This is a genomic window from Enterobacter sp. 186315 (assembly GCF_053290175.1).
Genome location: NZ_JBPTTK010000023.1, coordinates 1 through 21,325 on the forward strand (window position 1 = coordinate 1; position 21,325 = coordinate 21,325).

General features: G+C 57.7%; 21 protein-coding genes. 10 read left to right on the forward strand and 11 right to left on the reverse strand.

Going from position 1 to position 21,325, the window contains the following annotated elements:
• The first annotated feature begins 249 nt into the window (after window positions 1-249).
• Window positions 250-1,293 (forward strand): quinolinate synthase NadA, encoded by a 1,044-nt coding sequence (gene nadA, locus ACSVHP_RS19460; protein WP_447552760.1) that lies wholly within the window; start codon window positions 250-252, stop codon window positions 1,291-1,293.
• A 22-nt stretch (window positions 1,294-1,315) separates the two neighbouring features.
• The gene (gene pnuC / locus ACSVHP_RS19465) at window positions 1,316-2,035 is read left to right on the forward strand and encodes a nicotinamide riboside transporter PnuC (protein ID WP_234676461.1); all 720 of its coding nucleotides are present in this window, start codon (window positions 1,316-1,318) and stop codon (window positions 2,033-2,035) included.
• Here the strand turns inward: pnuC and zitB are convergent.
• Both zitB and ACSVHP_RS19475 read right to left on the reverse strand, forming a co-directional pair.
• Window positions 2,032-2,964: a CDF family zinc transporter ZitB gene (gene zitB / locus ACSVHP_RS19470; RefSeq protein ID WP_447552761.1), complete on the reverse strand. Its 933-nt coding sequence runs from the start codon at window positions 2,962-2,964 to the stop codon at window positions 2,032-2,034. The two genes, pnuC and zitB, sit on opposite strands and share 4 nt — an antisense overlap.
• A 107-nt stretch (window positions 2,965-3,071) precedes the next feature.
• Window positions 3,072-3,461 carry a YbgS-like family protein gene (locus ACSVHP_RS19475; protein WP_234676457.1) on the reverse strand — a complete coding sequence of 130 codons (390 nt, stop codon included), beginning with the start codon at window positions 3,459-3,461 and terminating at the stop codon, window positions 3,072-3,074.
• A gap of 302 nt (window positions 3,462-3,763) precedes the next feature.
• Here ACSVHP_RS19475 and aroG point away from each other — a divergent pair, with 302 nt between their 5' ends.
• Window positions 3,764-4,816, forward strand: coding sequence for a 3-deoxy-7-phosphoheptulonate synthase AroG (gene aroG, locus ACSVHP_RS19480; protein ID WP_234676455.1), 1,053 nt, complete (start codon window positions 3,764-3,766; stop codon window positions 4,814-4,816).
• A 61-nt stretch (window positions 4,817-4,877) separates the two neighbouring features.
• Here aroG and gpmA read toward each other — a convergent pair whose 3' ends face one another.
• The 7 genes from gpmA to modE form a co-directional block, all read right to left on the reverse strand.
• Window positions 4,878-5,630, reverse strand: a complete 753-nt coding sequence (gene gpmA, locus ACSVHP_RS19485; protein ID WP_234676453.1) for a 2,3-diphosphoglycerate-dependent phosphoglycerate mutase — start codon at window positions 5,628-5,630, stop codon at window positions 4,878-4,880.
• Between the two features lie 205 nt (window positions 5,631-5,835).
• Window positions 5,836-6,876, reverse strand: coding sequence for a galactose-1-epimerase (gene galM, locus ACSVHP_RS19490; RefSeq protein WP_447552762.1), 1,041 nt, complete (start codon window positions 6,874-6,876; stop codon window positions 5,836-5,838).
• Window positions 6,870-8,018 carry a galactokinase gene (gene galK, locus ACSVHP_RS19495; RefSeq protein ID WP_234676448.1) on the reverse strand — a complete coding sequence of 383 codons (1,149 nt, stop codon included), beginning with the start codon at window positions 8,016-8,018 and terminating at the stop codon, window positions 6,870-6,872. Before galK ends, galM begins: the two co-directional genes overlap by 7 nt.
• A 3-nt stretch (window positions 8,019-8,021) precedes the next feature.
• Window positions 8,022-9,068: a galactose-1-phosphate uridylyltransferase gene (galT, locus tag ACSVHP_RS19500; protein ID WP_447552763.1), complete on the reverse strand. Its 1,047-nt coding sequence runs from the start codon at window positions 9,066-9,068 to the stop codon at window positions 8,022-8,024.
• Between the two features lie 9 nt (window positions 9,069-9,077).
• Window positions 9,078-10,094: a UDP-glucose 4-epimerase GalE gene (galE, locus tag ACSVHP_RS19505; protein ID WP_234676444.1), complete on the reverse strand. Its 1,017-nt coding sequence runs from the start codon at window positions 10,092-10,094 to the stop codon at window positions 9,078-9,080.
• A 198-nt stretch (window positions 10,095-10,292) separates the two neighbouring features.
• Window positions 10,293-11,765 carry a molybdate ABC transporter ATP-binding protein ModF gene (modF, locus tag ACSVHP_RS19510; RefSeq protein ID WP_447552764.1) on the reverse strand — a complete coding sequence of 491 codons (1,473 nt, stop codon included), beginning with the start codon at window positions 11,763-11,765 and terminating at the stop codon, window positions 10,293-10,295.
• A 67-nt stretch (window positions 11,766-11,832) separates the two neighbouring features.
• Complete coding sequence (gene modE / locus ACSVHP_RS19515) at window positions 11,833-12,621, reverse strand: molybdenum-dependent transcriptional regulator (protein ID WP_447552765.1); 789 nt, start codon at window positions 12,619-12,621, stop codon at window positions 11,833-11,835.
• A gap of 127 nt (window positions 12,622-12,748) precedes the next feature.
• Here modE and ACSVHP_RS19520 point away from each other — a divergent pair, with 127 nt between their 5' ends.
• The 4 genes from ACSVHP_RS19520 (at window position 12,749) to modC (ending at window position 15,600) form a co-directional block, all read left to right on the forward strand.
• Window positions 12,749-12,898 carry an AcrZ family multidrug efflux pump-associated protein gene (locus ACSVHP_RS19520; protein WP_072241805.1) on the forward strand — a complete coding sequence of 50 codons (150 nt, stop codon included), beginning with the start codon at window positions 12,749-12,751 and terminating at the stop codon, window positions 12,896-12,898.
• 179 nt (window positions 12,899-13,077) lie between these two features.
• Window positions 13,078-13,854 carry a molybdate ABC transporter substrate-binding protein gene (modA, locus tag ACSVHP_RS19525; RefSeq protein ID WP_234676438.1) on the forward strand — a complete coding sequence of 259 codons (777 nt, stop codon included), beginning with the start codon at window positions 13,078-13,080 and terminating at the stop codon, window positions 13,852-13,854.
• Window positions 13,851-14,540 (forward strand): molybdate ABC transporter permease subunit, encoded by a 690-nt coding sequence (gene modB / locus ACSVHP_RS19530; RefSeq protein ID WP_234676436.1) that lies wholly within the window; start codon window positions 13,851-13,853, stop codon window positions 14,538-14,540. Before modA ends, modB begins: the two co-directional genes overlap by 4 nt.
• 1 nt (window position 14,541) lies before the next feature.
• A complete protein-coding gene (gene modC / locus ACSVHP_RS19535) occupies window positions 14,542-15,600 on the forward strand; it encodes a molybdenum ABC transporter ATP-binding protein ModC (RefSeq protein ID WP_417316457.1) in 1,059 nt (352 codons plus the stop codon).
• On the opposite strand, the gene ACSVHP_RS19540 is transcribed toward modC, so the two are convergent.
• Window positions 15,601-16,419 (reverse strand): pyridoxal phosphatase, encoded by an 819-nt coding sequence (locus ACSVHP_RS19540; protein ID WP_447552766.1) that lies wholly within the window; start codon window positions 16,417-16,419, stop codon window positions 15,601-15,603.
• 140 nt (window positions 16,420-16,559) lie between these two features.
• On the opposite strand from ACSVHP_RS19540, the gene pgl reads away from it, so the two are divergent.
• The gene (pgl, locus tag ACSVHP_RS19545; protein WP_447552767.1) at window positions 16,560-17,555 is read left to right on the forward strand and encodes a 6-phosphogluconolactonase; all 996 of its coding nucleotides are present in this window, start codon (window positions 16,560-16,562) and stop codon (window positions 17,553-17,555) included.
• A gap of 88 nt (window positions 17,556-17,643) precedes the next feature.
• On the opposite strand, the gene ACSVHP_RS19550 is transcribed toward pgl, so the two are convergent.
• Window positions 17,644-18,927 (reverse strand): putative acyl-CoA thioester hydrolase, encoded by a 1,284-nt coding sequence (locus ACSVHP_RS19550; RefSeq protein ID WP_417316454.1) that lies wholly within the window; start codon window positions 18,925-18,927, stop codon window positions 17,644-17,646.
• 224 nt (window positions 18,928-19,151) lie between these two features.
• Here ACSVHP_RS19550 and hutI point away from each other — a divergent pair, with 224 nt between their 5' ends.
• Both hutI and hutG read left to right on the forward strand, forming a co-directional pair.
• On the forward strand, window positions 19,152-20,375 hold the full coding sequence (gene hutI / locus ACSVHP_RS19555) for an imidazolonepropionase (protein WP_447552768.1): 1,224 nt from the start codon (window positions 19,152-19,154) through the stop codon (window positions 20,373-20,375).
• On the forward strand, window positions 20,372-21,310 hold the full coding sequence (gene hutG, locus ACSVHP_RS19560) for a formimidoylglutamase (protein WP_447552769.1): 939 nt from the start codon (window positions 20,372-20,374) through the stop codon (window positions 21,308-21,310). The genes hutI and hutG overlap by 4 nt, the downstream gene beginning before the upstream one ends.
• Window positions 21,311-21,325 lie beyond the last annotated feature (15 nt).

Genomic DNA, 21,325 nt, shown 5'->3' on the forward strand with positions numbered 1-21,325 from the left:
CTGCACGACCCACCAATGTAAAAAAGCGCCCTAAAGGCGCTTTTTTGCTATCTGCCATTCCTGAATTTTACCTTGTAGGTCGGGTAAGGCAACGCCGCCACCCGACAAATGCCTCATGCTTCTATTTCCGGTGACATTTCTGCTGATATTCGCTATCTTGTTTAGTATACAAAACACATTTGCCGTCGGTTTCGCCATGCTGGTCAAATCAAAGGCAAAATTGTTAAGCCAGTAAAACGAGATGCCATAATGAGCGTGATGTTCGAGCCTGAAGCCGCAATCTATCCCTTCCCGCCCAAGCCAGCGCCTCTGAGCCTGGATGAAAAGCAATTCTACAAAGAGAAAATCAAACGTCTTTTAAAAGAGCGCGACGCGGTGATGGTGGCCCATTACTACACCGATCCGGAAATTCAGCAGCTGGCGGAAGAGACCGGCGGGTGCATTTCTGACTCTCTCGAAATGGCGCGTTTTGGCGCGAAACATTCTGCCTCCACGCTGCTGGTGGCGGGCGTGCGCTTTATGGGTGAAACCGCAAAAATTTTAAGCCCGGAAAAAACGATCCTGATGCCGACGCTGAACGCCGAATGTTCGCTAGACCTCGGCTGCCCGATTGACGCATTCAGCGCCTTCTGCGACGCCCACCCTGACCGCACGGTGGTGGTTTATGCCAATACCTCGGCGGCGGTGAAAGCGCGCGCGGACTGGGTCGTCACCTCCAGCATTGCGGTGGAGCTGATTGAGCACCTCGATAGCCTGGGCGAGAAAATCATCTGGGCGCCGGACCGTCATCTGGGGAACTACGTCCAGAAGCAAACCGGCGCTGACGTTCTCTGCTGGCAGGGAGCGTGCATCGTCCACGATGAGTTTAAAACCCAGGCGCTGGCGCGGATGAAAGCGCTCTATCCGCAGGCGGCGGTCCTCGTTCACCCGGAGTCTCCGCAGGCTATCGTTGATATGGCCGATGCCGTGGGCTCAACCAGCCAGCTGATTAACGCTGCGAAAACGCTTCCCCACAAGCAGCTCATCGTGGCGACCGATCGCGGTATCTTCTATAAGATGCAGCAGGCGGTGCCTGGCAAAGAGCTGCTGGAAGCGCCAACCGCGGGCGAGGGGGCAACCTGCCGCAGCTGCGCGCACTGTCCGTGGATGGCGATGAACGGCCTGAAGGCGATCGCAGAAGGGTTAGAAACAGGCGGCGCGGCGCACGAGATCCACGTCGATGCCGCGCTGCGTGAGGGAGCCTTAATTCCTCTTAACCGTATGCTGGATTTTGCGGCTACACTACGTACTTAATTCATAACGCTCTGGGGAAAAGATGGATTTTTTTAGCACGCAGAACATTCTGGTTCATATACCGATTGGCGCAGGTGGCTACGACCTGTCATGGATTGAGGCTATTGGCACCCTGGCGGGGCTGCTCTGTATCTGGCTGGCAAGCCTTGAGAAGATCAGCAACTACGCGTTCGGGCTGATTAACGTAACCCTCTTTGCGATTATCTTCTTTCAGATCCAGCTCTACGCAAGCCTGTTGCTTCAGCTGTTCTTCTTTGCGGCGAATATTTACGGCTGGTACGCCTGGTCGCGGCAAAACAGCCAGCAGGAGGCCGAGCTGCAAATCCGCTGGCTGCCGCTGCCTAAAGCCATCGCCTGGCTCGCGGCGTGCGTGGTTGCCATCGGTTTCATGACCGTCTTTATCAACCCTGTGTTTGCCTTCCTGACGCGTATCGCCGTGTCGGTGATGTCTGCGCTTGGGCTGAATGTCACCATGCCGGAACTCCAGCCTGACGCCTTCCCGTTCTGGGATTCCTGCATGATGGTGCTGTCGATTGCGGCGATGATCCTGATGACGCGTAAGTACGTGGAAAACTGGCTGCTGTGGGTCATCATCAACGTGATTAGCGTGGTGATTTTCGCGCTCCAGGGCGTTTACGCCATGTCGCTCGAATATCTGCTGCTGACCTTTATTGCTCTTAACGGTAGCCGCATGTGGATTAACAGCGCGCGTGAGCGTGGCTCCCGCGCGCTTTCCCGTTAATGATGGTGATGATGTGAATGGTCGGACTGCCCCTCGTTCAGGCGGCAGTCCGCGCCGTTACAGGCCTGGTACTCCATCTGAATGGTCGAGTGGGCAATCTCGTAGTGATGTTCAAGAAAGTGCTGAATACGTTCCAGCAAGGCGTCATGGTCGTGAGGCGGGATCACCTGTACGTGCAGCGTCATGATCGGCTTTTCGCCCACCTGCCAGACGTGAACGTGGTGTACATTGCGCACCTCGGGGATTGAGCGGCAAAGATTGCGCTTAAGCGCCGAAATATCCAGCGAAGCCGGGGCTCCTTCCAGCAGTTCGTTTACGCTCTCCTTCAACAGCTGCCACGCGCTGCGCAGCACCAGGCAAGAGACCAGAACCGATAAAATAGGATCGATTGGCGTCCAGCCGGTATAGAGGATCACCAGCGCCGCCGCAATCGCGCCGACCGAGCCAAGCAGATCGCCCAGCACGTGCAGCGCCGCAGCCCGCACGTTAAGGTTCTTCTCACCGCTGCCCCGGTGCAAAATCCAGAACGCCAGAATATTCGCCAGCAGGCCGGCCACGGCAATCACCATCATCGTCGCGCCCGCGACGGGCTGCGGGTGGCGGAAACGCTGAACGGCTTCCCAGACGATAAGAATAGTGATCACTACCAGGGCAATGGCGTTCACGAACGCGGCGAGGGTGGTGAGCCTGAGCCAGCCAAACGTATGCCGGGCGTTAGGCGGGCGGCGGGCAAACTGAACCGCCAGCAGCGCAAAGAGCAGGGCGGCGGCGTCGGTGAGCATATGCCCGGCGTCGGCCAGCAGCGCCAGCGACCCGGAAACCAGCCCGCCGATTACCTCAATCACCATAAAGGTGGCCGTTACGCCAAATGCGAGCCTCAGCCGTTTGGCGTTGTCATTGCCGTCGGTGTGCGAGTGGGAGTGCGCCATAGTCTCTTTCCTGATTCGTTATTATTTTGAGTGTAGATTTTTTAATATTTTGCACAAAAAAGAAAGGAGAGCCGAAGCTCTCCTCATCATTCAACCCCAACAGGCTATTACTGAGTAGTGCCGTCGGTTTTGGTATCCGCGTCTTTACCGACTTTGTCGTTGGTATCAGGACACTTGCCGTCTTTACACATTGAATTTTTATGAACTTCGTCGGTAGTCATACCGTCATGGTTCATGCTGTCAGAGCTGGTACCGTTTTGATGCAGCATAGTACCGCTGGTGCCGCCAGTATTGGTATTACCGGTGTTGATTTGGCTGTTATCAACGCCGTTTGGCGCGATGTTCTGTTTCGCATCAGGGGCTGGCTGACCTGCCGCCGCTGCCGCATTCGCATCGCCGTTGCTGTCTGAACCGCTCGTATCTGCGGCGAATACGCTGCCGCTTGCCAGAGTCAGGGAAGCCGTAAGGAAGAGAGTTGCCAGTTTCGTCATTTTCATCATGCTGCTCCTGTTATTGTCATTGCGCTGGATAACATTCCAACAGTGCATCTCATATAAAGGCGAAAGATCCCGGCATACTGACTTATGCCAGCATGGAATCGTGTTTAACGAAAAAAAGTTAGCTGTTACAGTTAAAAAGCTTAGGCCAGATCTCATTTTTCGCTATTTTGTGGCGTTTTTTAGTCGAATTCCAGGAATTATCTGCCCGAAGTGTAAATGCCTGTTTACACTTCGGGGCCGAGCAGATAGATTGAAGGGATTGCTTTCACTACTAAAGATATGGCAAGGCCGGAACGAAGATGAATTATCAGAACGACGATTTACGCATTAAAGAGATCAATGAGTTATTACCGCCAGTAGCACTCCTTGAAAAATTCCCCGCCACTGAAAACGCTGCAAATACCGTTTCTCATGCCCGTAAAGCGATCCACAAGATCCTCAAAGGCAATGACGATCGTCTGCTCGTCGTCATTGGCCCATGCTCTATTCACGATCCCGCTGCGGCAAAAGAGTACGCGGCGCGCCTCATCACCCTGCGTGAAGAGCTGAAAGGCGAGCTGGAGATCGTGATGCGCGTTTACTTTGAAAAACCGCGCACCACCGTGGGCTGGAAAGGGCTGATTAACGATCCGCACATGGACAACAGCTTCCAGATTAACGACGGCCTGCGCATCGCGCGTAAGCTGCTGCTGGAAATTAACGACAGCGGCCTGCCGGCTGCCGGTGAGTTTCTGGATATGATCACCCCACAGTATCTGGCGGACCTGATGAGCTGGGGCGCGATCGGTGCGCGCACCACGGAATCTCAGGTTCACCGCGAGCTGGCGTCCGGTCTTTCCTGCCCGGTCGGGTTCAAAAACGGTACCGACGGCACCATTAAGGTGGCTATCGACGCGATTAACGCCGCAGGGGCGCCGCACTGCTTCCTGTCCGTGACCAAATGGGGCCACTCCGCCATTGTTAACACCAGCGGAAATGGCGACTGCCATATCATTCTGCGCGGCGGTAAAGAGCCGAACTACAGCGCAAAACACGTGGCAGAAGTGAAAGCCGGTCTGGAAAAAGCCGGTCTGGCCCCGCAGGTGATGATCGACTTCAGCCACGCCAACTCCAGCAAGCAGTTTAAGAAGCAGATGGAAGTGGGTGCGGACGTGTGTCAGCAGATTGCGAACGGTGAGAACGCGGTGATCGGCGTGATGATCGAAAGCCATCTGGTTGAAGGCAATCAGAACCTGGAAGGCAGCGAGCCGCTGGTTTACGGTAAGAGCGTGACCGACGCCTGCATCGGCTGGGAAGACACCGACACCATCCTGCGTCAGCTGGCGAATGCGGTAAAAGCGCGTCGCGGCTAACTCTGGTTCAGACAATAAAAAAGCGTGGAGGGCTCCACGCTTTTTTTATGTCCGGCGAAAATTACTTCGCTTTACCCTGGTTCGCTACCGCCGCCGCTTTTGCAGCGATTTCGTCAGCGTTACCCAGATAGTAATGTTTGATTGGCTTGAAGTTTTCGTCGAACTCATACACCAGCGGCACGCCGGTTGGGATGTTCAGTTCGAGGATCTCGTCTTCGCCCATGTTGTCCAGGTATTTCACCAGCGCACGCAGGGAGTTACCGTGAGCCGCGATAATGACGCGCTCGCCGCTTTTCAGGCGTGGCAGAATAGTTTCGTTCCAGTAAGGCACAACGCGATCGATGGTCAGCGCCAGGCTTTCCGTCTGCGGCAGCTCTGCATCGGTCAGCTTCGCGTAACGCGGATCGTGGCCCGGATAGCGCTCGTCGTCTTTGGTCAGCTCTGGTGGAGTCACCGCGAAACCGCGACGCCACTGTTTAACCTGCTCGTCACCGTATTTTTCAGCAGTTTCAGCTTTGTTCAGACCTTGCAGCGCACCGTAGTGACGCTCGTTCAGTTTCCAGGATTTCTCAACCGGCAGCCAGGCCTGATCCAGTTCGTCCAGCACGTTCCACAGGGTGTGGATGGCACGTTTCAGCACAGAGGTGTAAGCAAAATCAAAGCTGAAGCCTTCTTCCTTCAGCAGTTTACCTGCCGCTTTCGCTTCGCTTACGCCTTTCTCGGACAGATCAACGTCGTACCAACCGGTGAAGCGGTTTTCGTTGTTCCACTGGCTTTCGCCGTGGCGCACCAGAACCAGCTTAGTAATAGCCATTTCTTACTCCTCAAGCATTTTAGAATGATAACAATTCTCATTATATTGCCGTGCGACTGCCAGCGGCAACGCTTAACCATAACCATAGCGAAAATAGTCCCTCAGTGTAAGGTGCTTGTGAATTCAGGGTTACGTTTTTGTCTGCAATCGGCGGTAATTTCAGCAAGGTGCGCAGAAAAAAGCCCTCCGGACGGAGGGCTAAAGATTAACGAGGAATAAAGTGATACTCGGTGACGCTGACGTACTCCGCACCCGGATGCAGAACGCAGTCCGGCTGAGGCCAGTCGGCGTGGTTTGGGCTGTCGGGCAGGAACTCGCTTTCCAGCGCCAGACCCTGCCAGTCGCTGTACTCGTCATGTTCGCGCGCCGTGGTGCCGCCGAGGAAGTTGCCGGAATAGAATTGCAGGGCAGGGGCGGTGGTGTAGACCGTCATTTGCAGCTTTTCATCCGCTGACCAGACGTGCGCGGCGGGCTGTTTCACGTCGCCTTTCGCCTCAAGCAGGAAGGCATGATCGTAGCCGTTTACCTTGCGCTGATCGTCATCGCTGAGGAAATCCTGCGCAATCGCTTTAGCCTGGCGGAAATCAAAGCTGTTGCCGTCTACCGCTTTCAGCCCCTGATACGGGATCCCCATTTCATCCACCGGCAGATAGCGATCCGCCAGGATCTGAAGCTTGTGGTTGCGAACGTCGCACTGGTTGCCGTCGAGATTGAAATAGGCGTGGTTGGTCAGGTTGACCGGGCAGGGCTTATCAACCGTTGCGCGATACTCGATAGCGATACGGTTATCGTCGGTCAGGGTAAAACGCGCGGTGGCCGTGAGGTTGCCCGGGAATCCCTGATCGCCGTCGGGGGAGTCCAGGGAAAACAGCGCTTCGCCGTCGTTCTGGCGCACAATTTTCCAGCGGCGCTTATCAAAGCCGTCCGGCCCGCCGTGCAGCTGGTTTTCGCCCTGGCTTGGCAGCAGCGAATAGCTCACGCCGTCCAGCTCAAAGCGGCTTTTAGCAATGCGGTTAGCGTAACGGCCAACCGATGCGCCGAGGAAAGCCGACTGGTTAATGTATTGCTCCGGCGACGCGCAGCCGAGCAAGGTTTCACGCACGCTGCCGTCAGGCAGAGGCACGCGCGCGGAGAGTAACGTTGCGCCCCAGTCCATCACCGTCACCACCATCCCCGCGCCGTTGCGCAGGGTTAACAGGCGATAAGGCAGACCGTCCGGTGCGAGGGTTGGCGTTTCGTTTAGCACTGTCCTGCTCCTTGCGATGCTTTACATACATAGAAGGTTTCTTTGATCCCGGTTTTGGCTTCGTACTGTTTCGCCACCGCGTCCTGTACGACGGGAACTAACGCCTCCGGTACCAGCGCCACCACGCAGCCGCCAAAGCCGCCGCCGGTCATGCGCACGCCGCCTTTGTCGCCGATGGCCTCTTTCACGATTTCAACCAGGGTATCGATCTGCGAAACGGTAATTTCAAAATCATCGCGCATGGAGGCGTGAGATTCTGCCATCAGCTCGCCCATGCGTTTCAGGTCGCCTTGCGCCAGCGCTGAGGCCGCTTCCACGGTGCGGGCGTTTTCCGTCAGAACGTGGCGCACGCGCTTCGCCACTACCGGGTCAAGCTCGTGGGCCACTTTGTTAAATTCTTCGAGCGTGACGTCGCGCAGGGCAGGCTGCTGGAAGAAGCGCGCGCCGGTTTCGCACTGCTGGCGGCGGGTGTTGTACTCGCTGCCTACAAGGGTGCGCTTGAAGTTGCTGTTGATGATGATGACCGCCGCGCCTTGCGGCAGGGGAACCGCTTTGGTGCCGAGCGTGCGGCAGTCGATCAGCAGCGCGTGCTCTTTCTTGCCGAGCGCGGAGATCAGCTGATCCATAATGCCGCAGTTGCAGCCCACGAACTGGTTTTCTGCTTCCTGACCGTTAAGCGCGATTTGCGCCCCGTCCAGCGGCAGATGATACAGCTGCTGGAAGACGGTACCGACCGCCACTTCCAGAGAGGCAGACGAGCTTAACCCCGCCCCCTGCGGCACGTTGCCGCTGATGACCAGATCCGCGCCACCGAAGCTGTTATCCCGCTGTTGCAGATGCTTCACCACCCCGCGCACGTAGTTTGACCACTGCTGCGTATCGTGAGCGATAATCGGCGCATCGAGAGAAAACTCGTCGACCTGATTGTCGTAGTCGGCGGCAACTACGCGCACCGTGCGGTCGTCGCGCTTCGCGCAGCTGATGACCGTCTGATAATCAATCGCGCAGGGCAGCACGAAGCCGTCGTTATAGTCGGTGTGTTCGCCAATCAGGTTAACGCGGCCTGGTGCCTGAATCACATGGGTGGCAGGGTAGCCAAAAGTTTCAGCAAACAGGGATTGTGTTTTATCTTTCAGACTCATTTTTTAGACTCCTGATTCGCGGTAATGGACGTCGCTAACGGCGCGCAGGCGCTCTGCTGCCTGTTCAGCCGTCAGGTCACGCTGGGTTTCCGCCAGCATTTCATAGCCCACCATAAACTTACGCACCGTCGCGGAGCGCAGCAGGGGTGGGTAGAAATGGGCGTGCAGCTGCCAGTGTTGATTCTCTTCGCCGTTGAACGGCGCGCCGTGCCAGCCCATTGAGTAAGGGAAGGAGCACTGGAACAGATTATCGTAGCGGCTGGTCAGCTTTTTCAGCGCCAGCGCAAGGTCGTCGCGCTGGGCGTCGTTCAGATCGGTGATGCGCTGAACGTGGGCTTTCGGCAGCAGCAGCGTTTCGAACGGCCACGCCGCCCAGTAGGGGACAACCGCTAGCCAGTGTTCGGTTTCGACCACGGTACGGCTGCCGTCGGCCAGCTCGCGCTGGGTGTAATCCACGAGCATCGGCGAGCCGTTCCCGGCGTAATAGTCTTTTTGCAGACGGTCTTCGCGCTCGGCTTCGTTCGGCAGGAAGCTGTTGGCCCAAATCTGGCCGTGCGGGTGCGGGTTAGAGCAGCCCATCGCCGCGCCTTTGTTTTCAAACACCTGCACCCACGGGTAATGCTGACCCAGCTCGGCGGTCTGCGTCTGCCAGGTGCTGACCACCTCTTTCAGCGCCTCGACGCTCAGCTCCGGCAGCGTTTTGCTGTGATCCGGCGAGAAGCAGATCACGCGGCTGGTCCCGCGCGCGCTTTCGCAGCGCATCAGGGGGTCGCGGCTTTCCGGGGCGTCCGGCGTGTCGGTCATCAGCGCGGCAAAATCGTTGGTAAAAACGAAGGTGCCGGTGTAATCGGGGTTTTTATCACCGGTGACGCGCGTATTGCCCGGACAGAGGAAGCAGTCGGGATCGTGCTGCGGAAGCGTTTGTTTCGCAGGGGTCTCTTGCGCCCCCTGCCAGGGGCGCTTGGCGCGATGCGGAGAAACTAAAATCCATTGCCCGCTAAGCGGGTTAAAACGACGATGCGGATGATCGACGGGATTAAATTGCGTCATGACGGATCCTTAATCCGGATAACCCTGCGGATGGCGTGACTGCCAGTGCCAGGTATCCTGTGCCATTTCATCGAGCGTGCGCGTGACACGCCAGTTAAGCTCTTTATCGGCTTTGGTTGCATCTGCCCAGTAGGCCGGGAGATCGCCCTCGCGACGCGGCGCGAAGTGGTAGTTCACCGGTTTACCGCAGGCCTTGCTGAAGGCATTCACCACGTCCAGCACGCTGCTGCCAACGCCTGCGCCGAGGTTATAGATATGCACGCCCGGCTTGCCCGCCAGCTGCTGCATGGCCGCAACGTGGCCGTCGGCCAGATCCATGACGTGAATATAGTCACGCACGCCGGTGCCATCTTCGGTCGGGTAGTCGTTGCCAAAAATCGCCAGCGAGTCGCGACGGCCCACGGCCACCTGCGCGATATACGGCATCAGGTTGTTTGGAATGCCCTGCGGATCTTCACCCATATCACCGGAAGAGTGCGCGCCGACCGGGTTGAAGTAGCGCAGCAGGGCGATGCTCCACTCCGGCTGGGCTTTTTGCAGGTCGGTCAGGATCTGTTCAACCATCAGCTTGCTTTTGCCGTACGGGCTTTGCGGCGTGCCGGTCGGGAAACTTTCAACGTAAGGGATTTTTGGCTGATCGCCGTACACCGTCGCCGAGGAGCTGAAGATGAAGTTCTTCACGTTGGCGGCGCGCATGGCGGACACCAGGCTCAGCGTCCCGGTGACGTTGTTATCATAGTATTCAAGGGGTTTTGCGACCGATTCACCAACCGCTTTCAGGCCGGCAAAGTGGATCACGGCTTCGATAGCGTGATCGTGCAGGATTTCGGTCATCAGCGCTTCGTTGCGGATGTCGCCTTCGATAAAGGTCGGTTGCTTGCCGCCAAGACGTTCAATGACGGGCAGCACGCTGCGCTTACTATTACACAGGTTGTCGAGGATGATGACGTCATGACCGTTTTGCAGCAGCTGCACACAGGTATGACTTCCGATGTAACCGCTACCACCTGTTACCAGAACTCGCATATTTCGCTCCATTGGGCTTATGGTATGTATTAACCATAGCATAACAGAGTCGTTAAAAGTGTGACATGAGATAAAATTGTGGAATCGTTTACACTGATGATGACACCCGATTTTTGAACAGATTCACCCATTCTAGATCAAAGAGATAGCGTTGTAATGTTGCAGCTTGTCTGAAAAGGGGGCAGCGCCCCCGGTGAGTTAATCGATTTTACTTAGCAGGTAGCCGTAGCTCTCGCCGTCGGGAATAAATTCCAGACGGTGGGTAATGCAGGCGGGGGCGTCCTCCGCGTGGTGGGATACAAACAGCAGCTGCGTTTCACCTTCGCCAATCAGCACATCAACAAAACGGCGTATCAGCTGGCGGTTAAGCGGATCCAGCCCCTGCAACGGCTCGTCGAGAATCAGCAGCGTAGGGTGCTTGACCAGCGCGCGCACGATCAGCGCCAGACGCTGTTGCCCCCACGACAGGCTATGAAACGGCGCGTCCGCCACCCAGCTATCCATCCCCAGAATATCCAGCCACTGCTGCGCCAGCTTGTGCTGTTTATCCGATACCGCCTGATAAATGCCGATGGAGTCGAAATAGCCGGAGAGGATCACGTTGCGCACCGTGGTGCTCACCCGGTAGTCGAGATGCAGGCTGCTGCTGACGTACCCGATGTGCTTTTTGATATCCCAGATGGTTTCACCGCTGCCGCGACGGCGGCCAAATAGCGTTAAGTCGTTGCTGTAGCCCTGCGGGTGATCGCCGGTTATCAGGCTCAGCAGGGTGGATTTTCCCGCGCCGTTCGGGCCGACAATCTGCCAGTGCTCGCCGGGATTAACCGTCCAGCTTAGCTGATTAAGGATCGGGCGATCGTTATAGGAGACCACGCCGTTATGCAGCACGATGCGCGGCTGCTGCGGATCAAGCCCGTGGCGGGCGGAAGGCGCATCTGGCTCCGGCAGGGCGATGCCGTCGAGCTTTTCGCTGTGCGCGAGCTGGGCAATCAGCGCCTGGTTGAGCAGGGCCGCCTTTTCGCCGGTTTCCGTCAGGCTGCAATCTGCCAGCACCCCCGCGTTTTGCACGAAGTCCGGGATCTCGTCAAAGCGATTGAGCACCAGCACGATGGTGTAACCCTGCTGATTCAGCGTGCCGAGCAGCGCCGCCAGCTGGGCGCGGGACTGCACGTCCAGCCCGTCGAAGGGTTCATCCAGGATCAGCAGCTCCGGCTCGCTCATCAGCGCCTGGCACAGCAGGGTTTTGCGCGTTTCGCCGGTAGAGAGGTATTTAAAGCGCCTGTCCAGCAGGTGGGAAATGCCGAACTGTTCCGCCAGCCGCCGACAGCGGGCGCTGTCGCTGACCTCATCCTGAATAATTTCCGCCGTGGTGCGGCCGGTATCTTCTTCTCCAGGACTGAGCAGATCGGTGTTGTTACGCTGCCACTCGTCGCTGACCAGCTTTTGCAGCTGCTCAAACGAGAGGCGGGTAAGACGGGTGAAATCGCACTGGCGCTCGCCCTTCAGCTGCGTAAGCTCGCCTGCCAGCGCGCGAGCCAGCGCGGATTTCCCGCTGCCGTTGGTGCCGACGAAGGCCCAGCTTTCACCCGCGCGTAACGTTAAATCAGGCAGGGTCAGCGTTCGGGTATCGCTAAGACGAAACGTGCCTTGCGAAATATGCAATGATGACATGATTTATCCCATTTTTTGCAGCAATATGCGTCAGGGATACCCACTGTCGAAACGATTGTCAATGCACTCAGCACAATGTGGCGATAATTACCCGGTCAGCGTTAAAATATGCGGTCACTTCAGCACCTTCTTCTAAATCTCCGGCGTCTGCCACCGGCACCGTGGCGCAAAGCATCTGGCCGTCCGGCAGGGTCATGAGCACTTCGCACTGCTCTTCACCGCGCTCAATGTGGCTGATGGCTCCGTGCAGCTGGTTGTCCGCGTCGCTCGCCTGCGCCGGATCGCGCGTGATGTTTACCCACGGCGCCTTCAGGAGGATCAGCACCTCTTTGCCTTCGTCCAGCCCCAGACGCTGCCCGCTTTGCGCGGTGATGGCGGCCTTCAGGCGGGTGGTGCCATCGGCAAGCAGAATGTCGATATGCTGCTGCACCTGCGAATTATCGCGCGCGGTCACGGTGCCGAACCACTGATTGCGGGCGCTGGTTTGCAGGGAAAAACGAGAGATGGCGGCCAGCAGGCTGTCCAGCGGCAGGTTGTCGTCGTCGCTCAGCACGTCAAAGGCTTTTTGCTGGATGGTGCCCAGCAGGTCGTAAAGCTGGATCAGGCGCTGGCCGTAGCGGGTCAACGCCGCGCCGCCGCCGCCTTTACCGCCCGTGGCGCGGTCGACAATCGTCTGCTCGCTCAATGTATTCATGTCATTGATGGCATCCCAGGCACTTTTGTAGCTAATGCCCGCGTTTTTCGCCCCCTGGCTAATTGAGCCGGTTTGCTCTATTTGTTTAAGCAGGGCGATACGTCGCGGATCGGCGAAAAGCTTCTGCTGAAGTCGTAATGTGAGGAGAATTTCGGCCTGCATAACAGTGTCCTGGCAAAAAGCGTATTGTGAACCAAATGCCGCAGCGGGCAAAGTCCACCGCACAAAAGGGGATGTTTTTCTCACTTTTCAGGGTAGAATGGTTCGTTCACAATGTCTGGAGAAAACCATGTTAGAGTTGTTGAAAAGTCTGGTATTCGCCGTGATCATGGTACCAGTAGTGATGGCAATCATCCTCGGTGCAATCTACGGCCTGGGTGAAGTGTTCAACGTATTTTCGAACATCGGTCATAAAGACCAGCCTAAAAAGCAGCATTGATTCCCTACAAAACGCCCGGCTCGTCCGGGCGTTTTGCTCTCAAGTTTTTGTCTCTCCCGCCGATATCATTTACACCACCAGGTAGCTTTACTCCCTAATCGGTACGATTTAACGCTAGGATATCCCTGCGGTTGTCGTTATATTTATAAGTATATAACGGTATGCACAGGAGCTAAAAAATGGCACGTAACTGGATACGCCTTTTCGCAGGGGCAACGCTGACGCTCTCTCTCGCGGGCAACGCGCTGGCAGACGAGGGGAAAATCACGGTCTTTGCGGCGGCGTCGCTGACCAACGCGATGCAGGATATTGCGGCGGCGTATAAGAAAGAGAAAAACGTCGATGTTGTTTCCTCGTTTGCCTCTTCGTCGACGCTGGCTCGCCAGATTGAAGCGGGCGCGCCGGCTGACCTGTTTATTTCTGCCGATCAGAAGTGGATGGATTACGCGGCGGAGAAAAAGTCTATCGACACGGCAACCCGCGAAACGCTGCTGGGGAATAGCCTGGTGGTAGTTGCGCCAAAAGCCAGCGCGCAGGGCGACATTACCATCAACAAAGAGACAAACTGGACCCGCCTGCTGAACGGTGGCCGTCTGGCGGTGGGCGATCCTGAGCACGTGCCTGCGGGCATTTACGCCAAAGAGGCGCTGCAAAAGCTGGGGGCGTGGAATACGCTGTCGCCGAAGCTGGCCCCGGCTGAAGACGTTCGCGGCGCGCTGGCGCTGGTAGAGCGTAACGAAGCGCCGCTGGGGATCGTGTACGGCTCTGACGCCGTGGCGAGCAAAGGCGTGAAGGTGGTAGGGACCTTCCCGGAAGACTCCCACAAGAAAGTGGAATATCCTGTTGCGATTGTTGATGGACATAAAAATGCGACCGTGACGGCCTTCAGCGACTATCTGAAGGGGCCGGAAGCGTCTGCAATCTTTAAACGTTACGGATTTACGACTCACGAATGATATTGACCGATCCTGAATGGCAGGCCGTGCTGCTGAGCCTGAAAGTCTCTTCCCTGGCAGTCGCGTTAAGTTTGCCTTTTGGGATCTTCTTTGCCTGGTTACTGGTTCGCTGCCGGTTTCCGGGCAAAGCCCTGCTTGACAGCGTTCTTCATCTTCCTCTCGTCTTACCGCCCGTCGTGGTGGGCTACCTGTTGCTGATTGCGATGGGCCGACGCGGTTTTATCGGCGAATGGCTCTACGACTGGTTTGGCCTGACCTTCGCCTTTAGCTGGCGCGGCGCGGTGCTGGCGGCGGCGGTAATGTCCTTCCCGCTGATGGTGAGGGCGATCCGCCTGGCGCTGGAAGGGGTCGATATCAAACTCGAACAGGCGGCGCGCACCCTCGGGGCCGGGCGCTGGCGCGTCTTCTTCACCATTACGCTGCCCCTGACCCTGCCCGGTATTATCGTCGGTACGGTGCTGGCCTTTGCCCGCTCGCTCGGGGAATTCGGGGCGACCATCACCTTTGTGTCTAACATTCCCGGCGAAACGCGCACCATTCCCTCGGCGATGTACACCCTGATCCAGACGCCGGGCGGAGAGGGCGCGGCGGCGCGTTTATGCATTATCTCGATCGTGCTGGCGCTGGCTTCACTGCTGGTATCGGAATGGCTGGCGCGCCTGAGCCGTGAACGGATGGGGAAATAAGATGCTGGAGCTTAACTTCACCCAGACGCTCGGCAACCACTGCCTGACGCTGAACGAAACCCTGCCCGCGAGCGGGATCACCGCCATTTTTGGCGTATCGGGCGCGGGAAAAACCTCGCTGATTAACGCCATCAGCGGCCTGACGCGTCCCCAGTCCGGGCGCATCGTGCTGAATAACCGCGTCTTAAACGACGTGGAAAATAAAATTTACCTGTCGCCGGACAAGCGCCGCATTGGCTACGTGTTCCAGGACGCTCGCCTGTTCCCGCACTACAGCGTGCGCGGCAATCTGCGCTACGGCATGGCGAAAAGCATGGCCGTGCAGTTCGATAAGCTGGTGGAGCTGCTCGGGATCGGCCAACTGCTCGACCGTCTTCCCTCATCGCTTTCCGGCGGGGAAAAGCAGCGCGTTGCCATTGGCCGGGCGCTGCTCACCGCGCCGGAGCTGCTGCTGCTCGACGAGCCGCTGGCCTCGCTGGATATCCCCCGCAAGCGCGAACTGCTGCCCTATCTGCAACGCCTCGCCCGTGAAATCAACATTCCGATGCTCTACGTCAGCCACTCGCTGGATGAAATTCTGCATCTTGCCGACAAGGTGCTGGTGCTGGAAAACGGCAGCGTTAAAGCCTTCGGCAATCTGGAAGAGGTGTGGGGCAGCAGCGTGATGCACCCGTGGCTGCCGCAGGAGCAGCAGAGCAGCATTCTGAAGGTCAGCGTGCTGGAGCACCATCCGCACTACGCCATGACCGCGCTGGCGCTCGGCGATCAGCACCTGTGGGTCAATAAAATCGACAGGCCGCTACAGTCGGCGCTGCGCATTCGTATTCAGGCGTCGGATGTCTCTCTGGTGCTGCAACCGCCGCTGCAAACCAGCATACGAAATATTCTGCGCGCCAAAGTCGCCGAGTGTTTTGACGATAACGGGCAGGTGGAAGTGAAGCTCGAGGTGGGCAGCAAGACGCTGTGGGCGCGCATCAGCCCGTGGGCCAGAGATGAACTGGGGATCAAACCTGGCCTGTGGCTTTACGCGCAAATCAAGAGTGTCTCGATTACCACCTGATCACAGCAGGTGGGTGTAGAGGTACTGCGCGATGCTGTCGGTAGTGTTATCACCAATCACCACGTTGGCGCGCGCTTTCACCGCGTCATCGGCGTTGCCCATCGCCACGCCGGTGCCTGCGGCTTCCAGCATACTGATATCGTTATAGTTATCGCCGAAGGCAATCACGTCCTGCATCGACCAGCCCTGAGACTCCACGTACCGGGTCAGGCGTTTGCCTTTGCTGTTGCCTTTACGGGCAATATCCACCTGATCGTGCCAGGACCATTCGCACTCCAGCCCCAGCGTCTGTTCAACGTGTTTGGCAAACGCGTTCAGCCGGGTGGTGTCTTCGTCCGTCAGGGCGAATTTCCAGATAGCCTCAACCTCCTGTGCCGCCTGGCGCAGGGAAGGCACCTGAGTAAAGACCGGACGCTGCGCTTCAGGCAGGGATAACGCCCAGTTGCTGGTGCGGATAACGTGCCCGGTCGGGCGCTCGTAGACCATCGCGTTATCCACATACATCAGGCCGTGAATGGCATGTTCATCCAGCAGGTCGATCAGTTGCAGCGCCTGTTCAGCGGGTAGCGGATCGGATTCTAAAACCTTTTTTGCTTGATAATCATACAAATAGGTGCCATTACAACAAATTGCAGGTGTATCTAACGCCAGTGCCTGATAAAAAGGATGAATGGCAACGTGATGTCGACCCGTTACGATGAGGAGTTGATATCCCGCTTCTTTGGCGCGTTTCAGCGCATCGAGGGAAGAGGGCAGCAGGGTTTTTTGAGGGGTAAGCAGTGTTCCGTCTAAATCCAGTGCAATCACACGCGAGGTCATTTGGTCTTCCGGGTTAATGTTGAATTTAAGGTCTTACGGGATGGTACACCGAGAGAAGACCGCTGCAACATTCCAGACTAGAATTCAGCATTCACCGTTAAAAATAATCACTTTCACGCGCAGTGAGGAAAGGAGTATTCATGAAACAAACCGTTTATACCGCCAGTCCTGAAAGTCAGCAGATCCATGTCTGGCGTTTAAATGCAGAAGGCTCACTCACGCTGGTTCAGGTTGTTGATGTTCCGGGGCAAGTCCAGCCAATGACCATCAGCCCGGATAAACGTTTTCTCTATGTTGGCGTGCGCCCGGAATTTCGCGTGCTGGCGTACCGTATCTCCCCGGATGATGGCGCGCTGACCTATACCGCCGAGGCGCCGCTGCCGGGCAGCCCGACCCATATCTCCACCGATCGCCACGGTAAATTCATCTTCAGCGGCTCTTATAACGCAGGCTGCGTGAGCGTGACGCGCCTGGACGATGGCATTCCGGTTGAAACCGTCGAGGTGGTTGAAGGACTGGAAGGCTGCCACTCCGCCAACATCACCCCGGACAACCGCACCCTGTGGGTGCCTGCGCTGAAGCAGGATCGTATCTGCCTGTTCACCCTGAGCGACGACGGTCATCTGGTGGCGCAAACCCCGGCGGAAGTGACCACCGTTGAGGGCGCTGGCCCGCGCCATATGGTGTTCCATCCAAACCAGCAGTACGCCTACGTGGTGAACGAGCTGAACAGCTCCGTGGACGTGTGGGAGCTGAAGGATCCGAACGGTCAGATCGAGTGCATCCAGACCCTGGACATGATGCCGTCTGATTTCTCCGACACCCGCTGGGCGGCGGACATTCACATTACCCCGGACGGTCGTCATCTGTACGCCTGCGATCGCACCTCAAGCCTGATCACCGTGTTCAGCGTGTCTGAAGACGGCAGCGTGCTGGCGATCGAAGGCTTCCAGCCGACCGAAACCCAGCCGCGCGGCTTTAACGTCGATCACAGCGGAAAATACCTGATTGCGGCGGGGCAGAAATCTCACCACATCGCGCTGTATGAAATCAAAGGCGTGCAGGGGCTGCTGGAAGAGAAAGGACGTTACGCCGTCGGCCAGGGGCCAATGTGGGTGGTGGTTAACGCGCACTAAGCGGCTTAAAACAAAAAACCTCGCCAATGCGAGGTTTTTTTATATCCGTAGGCCGGGTAAGGCGAAGCCGCCACCCGGGACCCACAGATTACTGCTTAGGCTCAGCCACCACTTTGCTACCCACGCCGCGGTTGTTGTATTCCCACATGCGGTTGAAGTTAGCGTCGTTCAGGTTGCGCTGTACGTTACCTTTATCATCCACGGTGCCGGTGTTGCCGGAGAATGGACGTTTAGAGATAGCGGCGTCAGCCCACGGCTTCGCCATGTTGAAGCCTTCGTTGATCACGCTGTCACGAATCACAACCTGACCGTTGGTGTTGGCATCAACATCCAGCGAACGACCCAGCTGCGCTACGCCTTCACCGGCGGCGGTAAAGCGGCTGTTCACGGCCAGGAAGCCGTAATACAGGTTGGACTGGGTGGCAGGGGCAAACACGTAGCCTTCCTGCTGCGTGCGGGAGTTCACCACGCGGAACTCGGTGTTATCAAACACCACCGCGCCGCGACCGGAAACGAGATCCACATCGCCTTCAACGTAGCTGTTAGTCACCAGCGTGCGGGTCAGACGGTTGTTTTGCAGAGTGTTTTGCACGCCGCTGTTGGTCACGAAGAAGGTGTTCTGACGGCCCAGAATGTTGACGTTGTTCAGCTGAACGCGATCGCCATCGCTGCGCAGCGCCACGGCCTGATGCGTACCTGCATCCACGCTGTCACCCAGGGTGTTCTGAATGGTCAGGTTTTGCAGCTGCAAGCCGTTATTCTGCGACCAGAATACCGCAGAGCACATCACGCCCACGGTCGCGGTGCGCTTGCTCTGGCAGTTATCAAACATATACCAGGCCGGTTTGCCCGGCATGTATTTCCCGGCCGGGTTGACCAGATGACGCCAGGTGTTGCCGTCGATTTCGGAATCGATCGCCAGACCAATCTTCACGTCGATCGCTTTTTCGCCTGTACCGTACAGGGTAATGCTGCCCGGTGCGGCGGGCACGTACACGGTACCTTCATATTCGCCAGGCAGGATCGCAATGTACTGACGCGATGCGCTGTGCTTAGTGATGGCTGCATCCACCGCCGCCTGAATTGAGGTGTGGGTTACGCCCTGCGCACCTGCCGGGCCGACAACGAAGTCAGGCTGTTTTGGTAAATTAATAGAAGAAGGGGTCCACGGCGCGGCGTTGGGATCCATCGCGGTGAAGTAGTTTGCCTTGACGAAGTTTTTCGCTTCATCGGCAGAAAGAATCGGACGCGATGCCGTGCCCGGTGCAGCCTGCTCAGAAGGCTGCTGATCCGGCGGGGTCGAGCTACATGCGGATAATGTCACGCCAAAGGCAAGTGCTAACGCCAGACGGGAAATCCTGGAAATGTTCAAGGTAAAGCTCCTGGGTATGCAAGTCTTGTGTAGATAGACGAAATAGCCTGCTTTTTTATACTAAGTTGAGCGAAACGGGAAGATAAAAAGGGTAAAAGTTGCATTTTCCGCCAGCGGCAGGGTGGTGATTCATCACAAATAAATAACATTTATCCACCACGCGGTTGACAGGCGTCGGCAGATGAAAATAAATGTCTATACAACCCATGACAAGTGGAAGGCCCATGCAGCAGCTTCATTCCGACGACGTGATATGGCGTAACGCGCGATTCGCCACGATGGATCCTGGAAATCCCGCCCCCTACGGACTGCTCGAACACCACGCGCTGGTTGTCCGTAATAGGACAATTGTGGCAATTATTCCCGATTCCGACGTACCCTCTCAACATGGCAACTGCATTGATTTACAGGGCAAACTGGTTACGCCGGGGCTGATCGACTGCCATACCCATCTGGTCTTTGGCGGCGACCGCGCGGCCGAGTGGGAACAGCGTTTAAACGGCGTCTCTTACCAGACCATCAGCGCGCAGGGCGGGGGCATCAACGCCACCGTGACCGCCACGCGCGGCAGCACGCCGGAAACGCTGCTGCACCTTGCGCAGCAGCGCCTGCAACGGCTGATGAATGAAGGGGTCACGACGATTGAGATTAAATCCGGCTATGGGCTTAACGCCGAATCAGAAGAGCAGATGTTGCAGGTCGCGCGTCAGCTGGGCCGGGATAACCCGGTTGAAATAAGCCCGACGCTGCTCGCGGCGCACGCGGTGCCTGCGGAATATCGTCAGGATCCGGATGCGTATATCGCGAAGGTGTGCGACGAGATCCTGCCCGCGCTGTGGGAAAAAGGGCTGTTCGAGGCGGTGGATGCGTTTTGCGAGAACGTCGGGTTTACGCCTGCCCAGACGGAGAAAGTGTTCCAGGCCGCCGCCGCACGGGGGATCCCCGTCAAAGGGCACGTGGAGCAGCTGTCGAATCTGGGCGGTGCGGCGCTGGTCAGCCGTTACCGCGGATTATCTGCCGATCACATTGAGTATCTCGACGAAGCCGGGGTCGAAGCGATGGCGCAACACGATACCGTGGCGGTGCTGCTGCCCGGTGCGTTCTACTTTTTGCAGGAGCGCCAGCGCCCGCCGGTTGCGCTGCTCAGAAAGCAGGGGGTCGCGATGGCGGTCGCCACCGATTACAACCCCGGCACCAGCCCCTTTGCCAGTCTCCATCTGGCGATGAACATGGCCTGCGTGCAGTTTGGCCTGACGCCGGAAGAGGCCTGGGCTGGCGTGACGCGCCATGCGGCGCAGGCGCTGGGACGGGGCAACACCCACGGGCAGCTCAAGGCCGGGTATGTGGCCGATTTTATCGTCTGGGACGCGACGCATCCGGTGGAGATGGTGTACGAGCCGGGGCGTAACCCGCTGTATCAGCGCGTTTTTCGTGGAGAAATCGTATGAAGCTATGGCGTCCTGTCGCAGAGGGCATCTGGCAAGGGCGTGACGACCGCGCGGAGGCCAGCAACGCAAAGCGTCTTTTCCAGACCATCGTCCGTCAGGAGAGGTTTGCCCCCGTGCGCGAAGGTATCGCGCTGATAGGCTTTGCCTGCGATGAGGGGGTAAAGCGCAACCACGGCAGGCTGGGTGCGGCAGAAGCCCCCGACGCGCTGCGCAAAGCGCTGGCGAATATGGCGAGCCATCCGGGGCACGAGCGGCTGGTGGATATGGGATCAATATTCGTTGAGGGCGACGCGCTGGAGGCGGCGCAGCAGGCGTTGAGCGACGCGGTGGTGACGTGCCAGCAGGCCGGGATGCGCACGCTGGTGCTGGGCGGCGGGCACGAAACCGCGTGGGCGCACGGGCGCGCCGTGCTGGATGCGTTTGCGGGCGAGCGGGTCGTTATTGTTAACCTCGACGCGCATCTCGATCTGCGTAAGGCCGAGCGCGCTACCTCGGGCACGCCGTTTCGCCAGCTTGCGCACTACTGCGCGGCGCAGTCGCGCGAGTTTCACTACGCCTGTTTGGGCGTAAGCCGCGCGGCGAACACCCAGGCGCTGTGGGATGAGGCGCAGCGCCTTAACGTCCTGATGGTAGAGGATATTCTTTTCAGGCGTGATGCATTACCCTCACTGAAGACGATTCTGGCGCAGGCGGACAGCGTTTATCTGACCATTGACCTCGACGTGCTTCCGGCGGGTGAAATGCCTGCGGTATCGGCACCGGCGGCGCTGGGCGTTCCGGCGCTGGATCTGCTGCCGGTGATTGAGCACATCTGCCGGAGTGGAAAGCTGCGGGCGGCAGATCTGGTTGAGTTTAATCCGCAGTACGACAGGGATGGACAGGGGGCGAAACTCGCCGCGCGTCTGGCCTGGCAAATTGCTCACTGGTGGGCATAACACCCTTAAGGAGTC

Excerpts from the sequence above, each read along its gene's own strand:
- nadA (WP_447552760.1), top strand. The coding sequence starts at position 250 with ATGAGCGTGATGTTCGAGCCTGAAGCCGCAATCTATCCCTTCCCGCCC.
- pnuC (WP_234676461.1), top strand. The coding sequence starts at position 1,316 with ATGGATTTTTTTAGCACGCAGAACATTCTGGTTCATATACCGATTGGC.
- zitB (WP_447552761.1), bottom strand. The coding sequence starts at position 2,964 with ATGGCGCACTCCCACTCGCACACCGACGGCAATGACAACGCCAAACGG.
- ACSVHP_RS19475 (WP_234676457.1), bottom strand. The coding sequence starts at position 3,461 with ATGAAAATGACGAAACTGGCAACTCTCTTCCTTACGGCTTCCCTGACT.
- aroG (WP_234676455.1), top strand. The coding sequence starts at position 3,764 with ATGAATTATCAGAACGACGATTTACGCATTAAAGAGATCAATGAGTTA.
- gpmA (WP_234676453.1), bottom strand. The coding sequence starts at position 5,630 with ATGGCTATTACTAAGCTGGTTCTGGTGCGCCACGGCGAAAGCCAGTGG.
- galK (WP_234676448.1), bottom strand. The coding sequence starts at position 8,018 with ATGAGTCTGAAAGATAAAACACAATCCCTGTTTGCTGAAACTTTTGGC.
- galT (WP_447552763.1), bottom strand. The coding sequence starts at position 9,068 with ATGACGCAATTTAATCCCGTCGATCATCCGCATCGTCGTTTTAACCCG.
- galE (WP_234676444.1), bottom strand. The coding sequence starts at position 10,094 with ATGCGAGTTCTGGTAACAGGTGGTAGCGGTTACATCGGAAGTCATACC.
- modF (WP_447552764.1), bottom strand. The coding sequence starts at position 11,765 with ATGTCATCATTGCATATTTCGCAAGGCACGTTTCGTCTTAGCGATACC.
- modE (WP_447552765.1), bottom strand. The coding sequence starts at position 12,621 with ATGCAGGCCGAAATTCTCCTCACATTACGACTTCAGCAGAAGCTTTTC.
- ACSVHP_RS19520 (WP_072241805.1), top strand. The coding sequence starts at position 12,749 with ATGTTAGAGTTGTTGAAAAGTCTGGTATTCGCCGTGATCATGGTACCA.
- modA (WP_234676438.1), top strand. The coding sequence starts at position 13,078 with ATGGCACGTAACTGGATACGCCTTTTCGCAGGGGCAACGCTGACGCTC.
- modB (WP_234676436.1), top strand. The coding sequence starts at position 13,851 with ATGATATTGACCGATCCTGAATGGCAGGCCGTGCTGCTGAGCCTGAAA.
- modC (WP_417316457.1), top strand. The coding sequence starts at position 14,542 with ATGCTGGAGCTTAACTTCACCCAGACGCTCGGCAACCACTGCCTGACG.
- ACSVHP_RS19540 (WP_447552766.1), bottom strand. The coding sequence starts at position 16,419 with ATGACCTCGCGTGTGATTGCACTGGATTTAGACGGAACACTGCTTACC.
- pgl (WP_447552767.1), top strand. The coding sequence starts at position 16,560 with ATGAAACAAACCGTTTATACCGCCAGTCCTGAAAGTCAGCAGATCCAT.
- hutI (WP_447552768.1), top strand. The coding sequence starts at position 19,152 with ATGCAGCAGCTTCATTCCGACGACGTGATATGGCGTAACGCGCGATTC.
- hutG (WP_447552769.1), top strand. The coding sequence starts at position 20,372 with ATGAAGCTATGGCGTCCTGTCGCAGAGGGCATCTGGCAAGGGCGTGAC.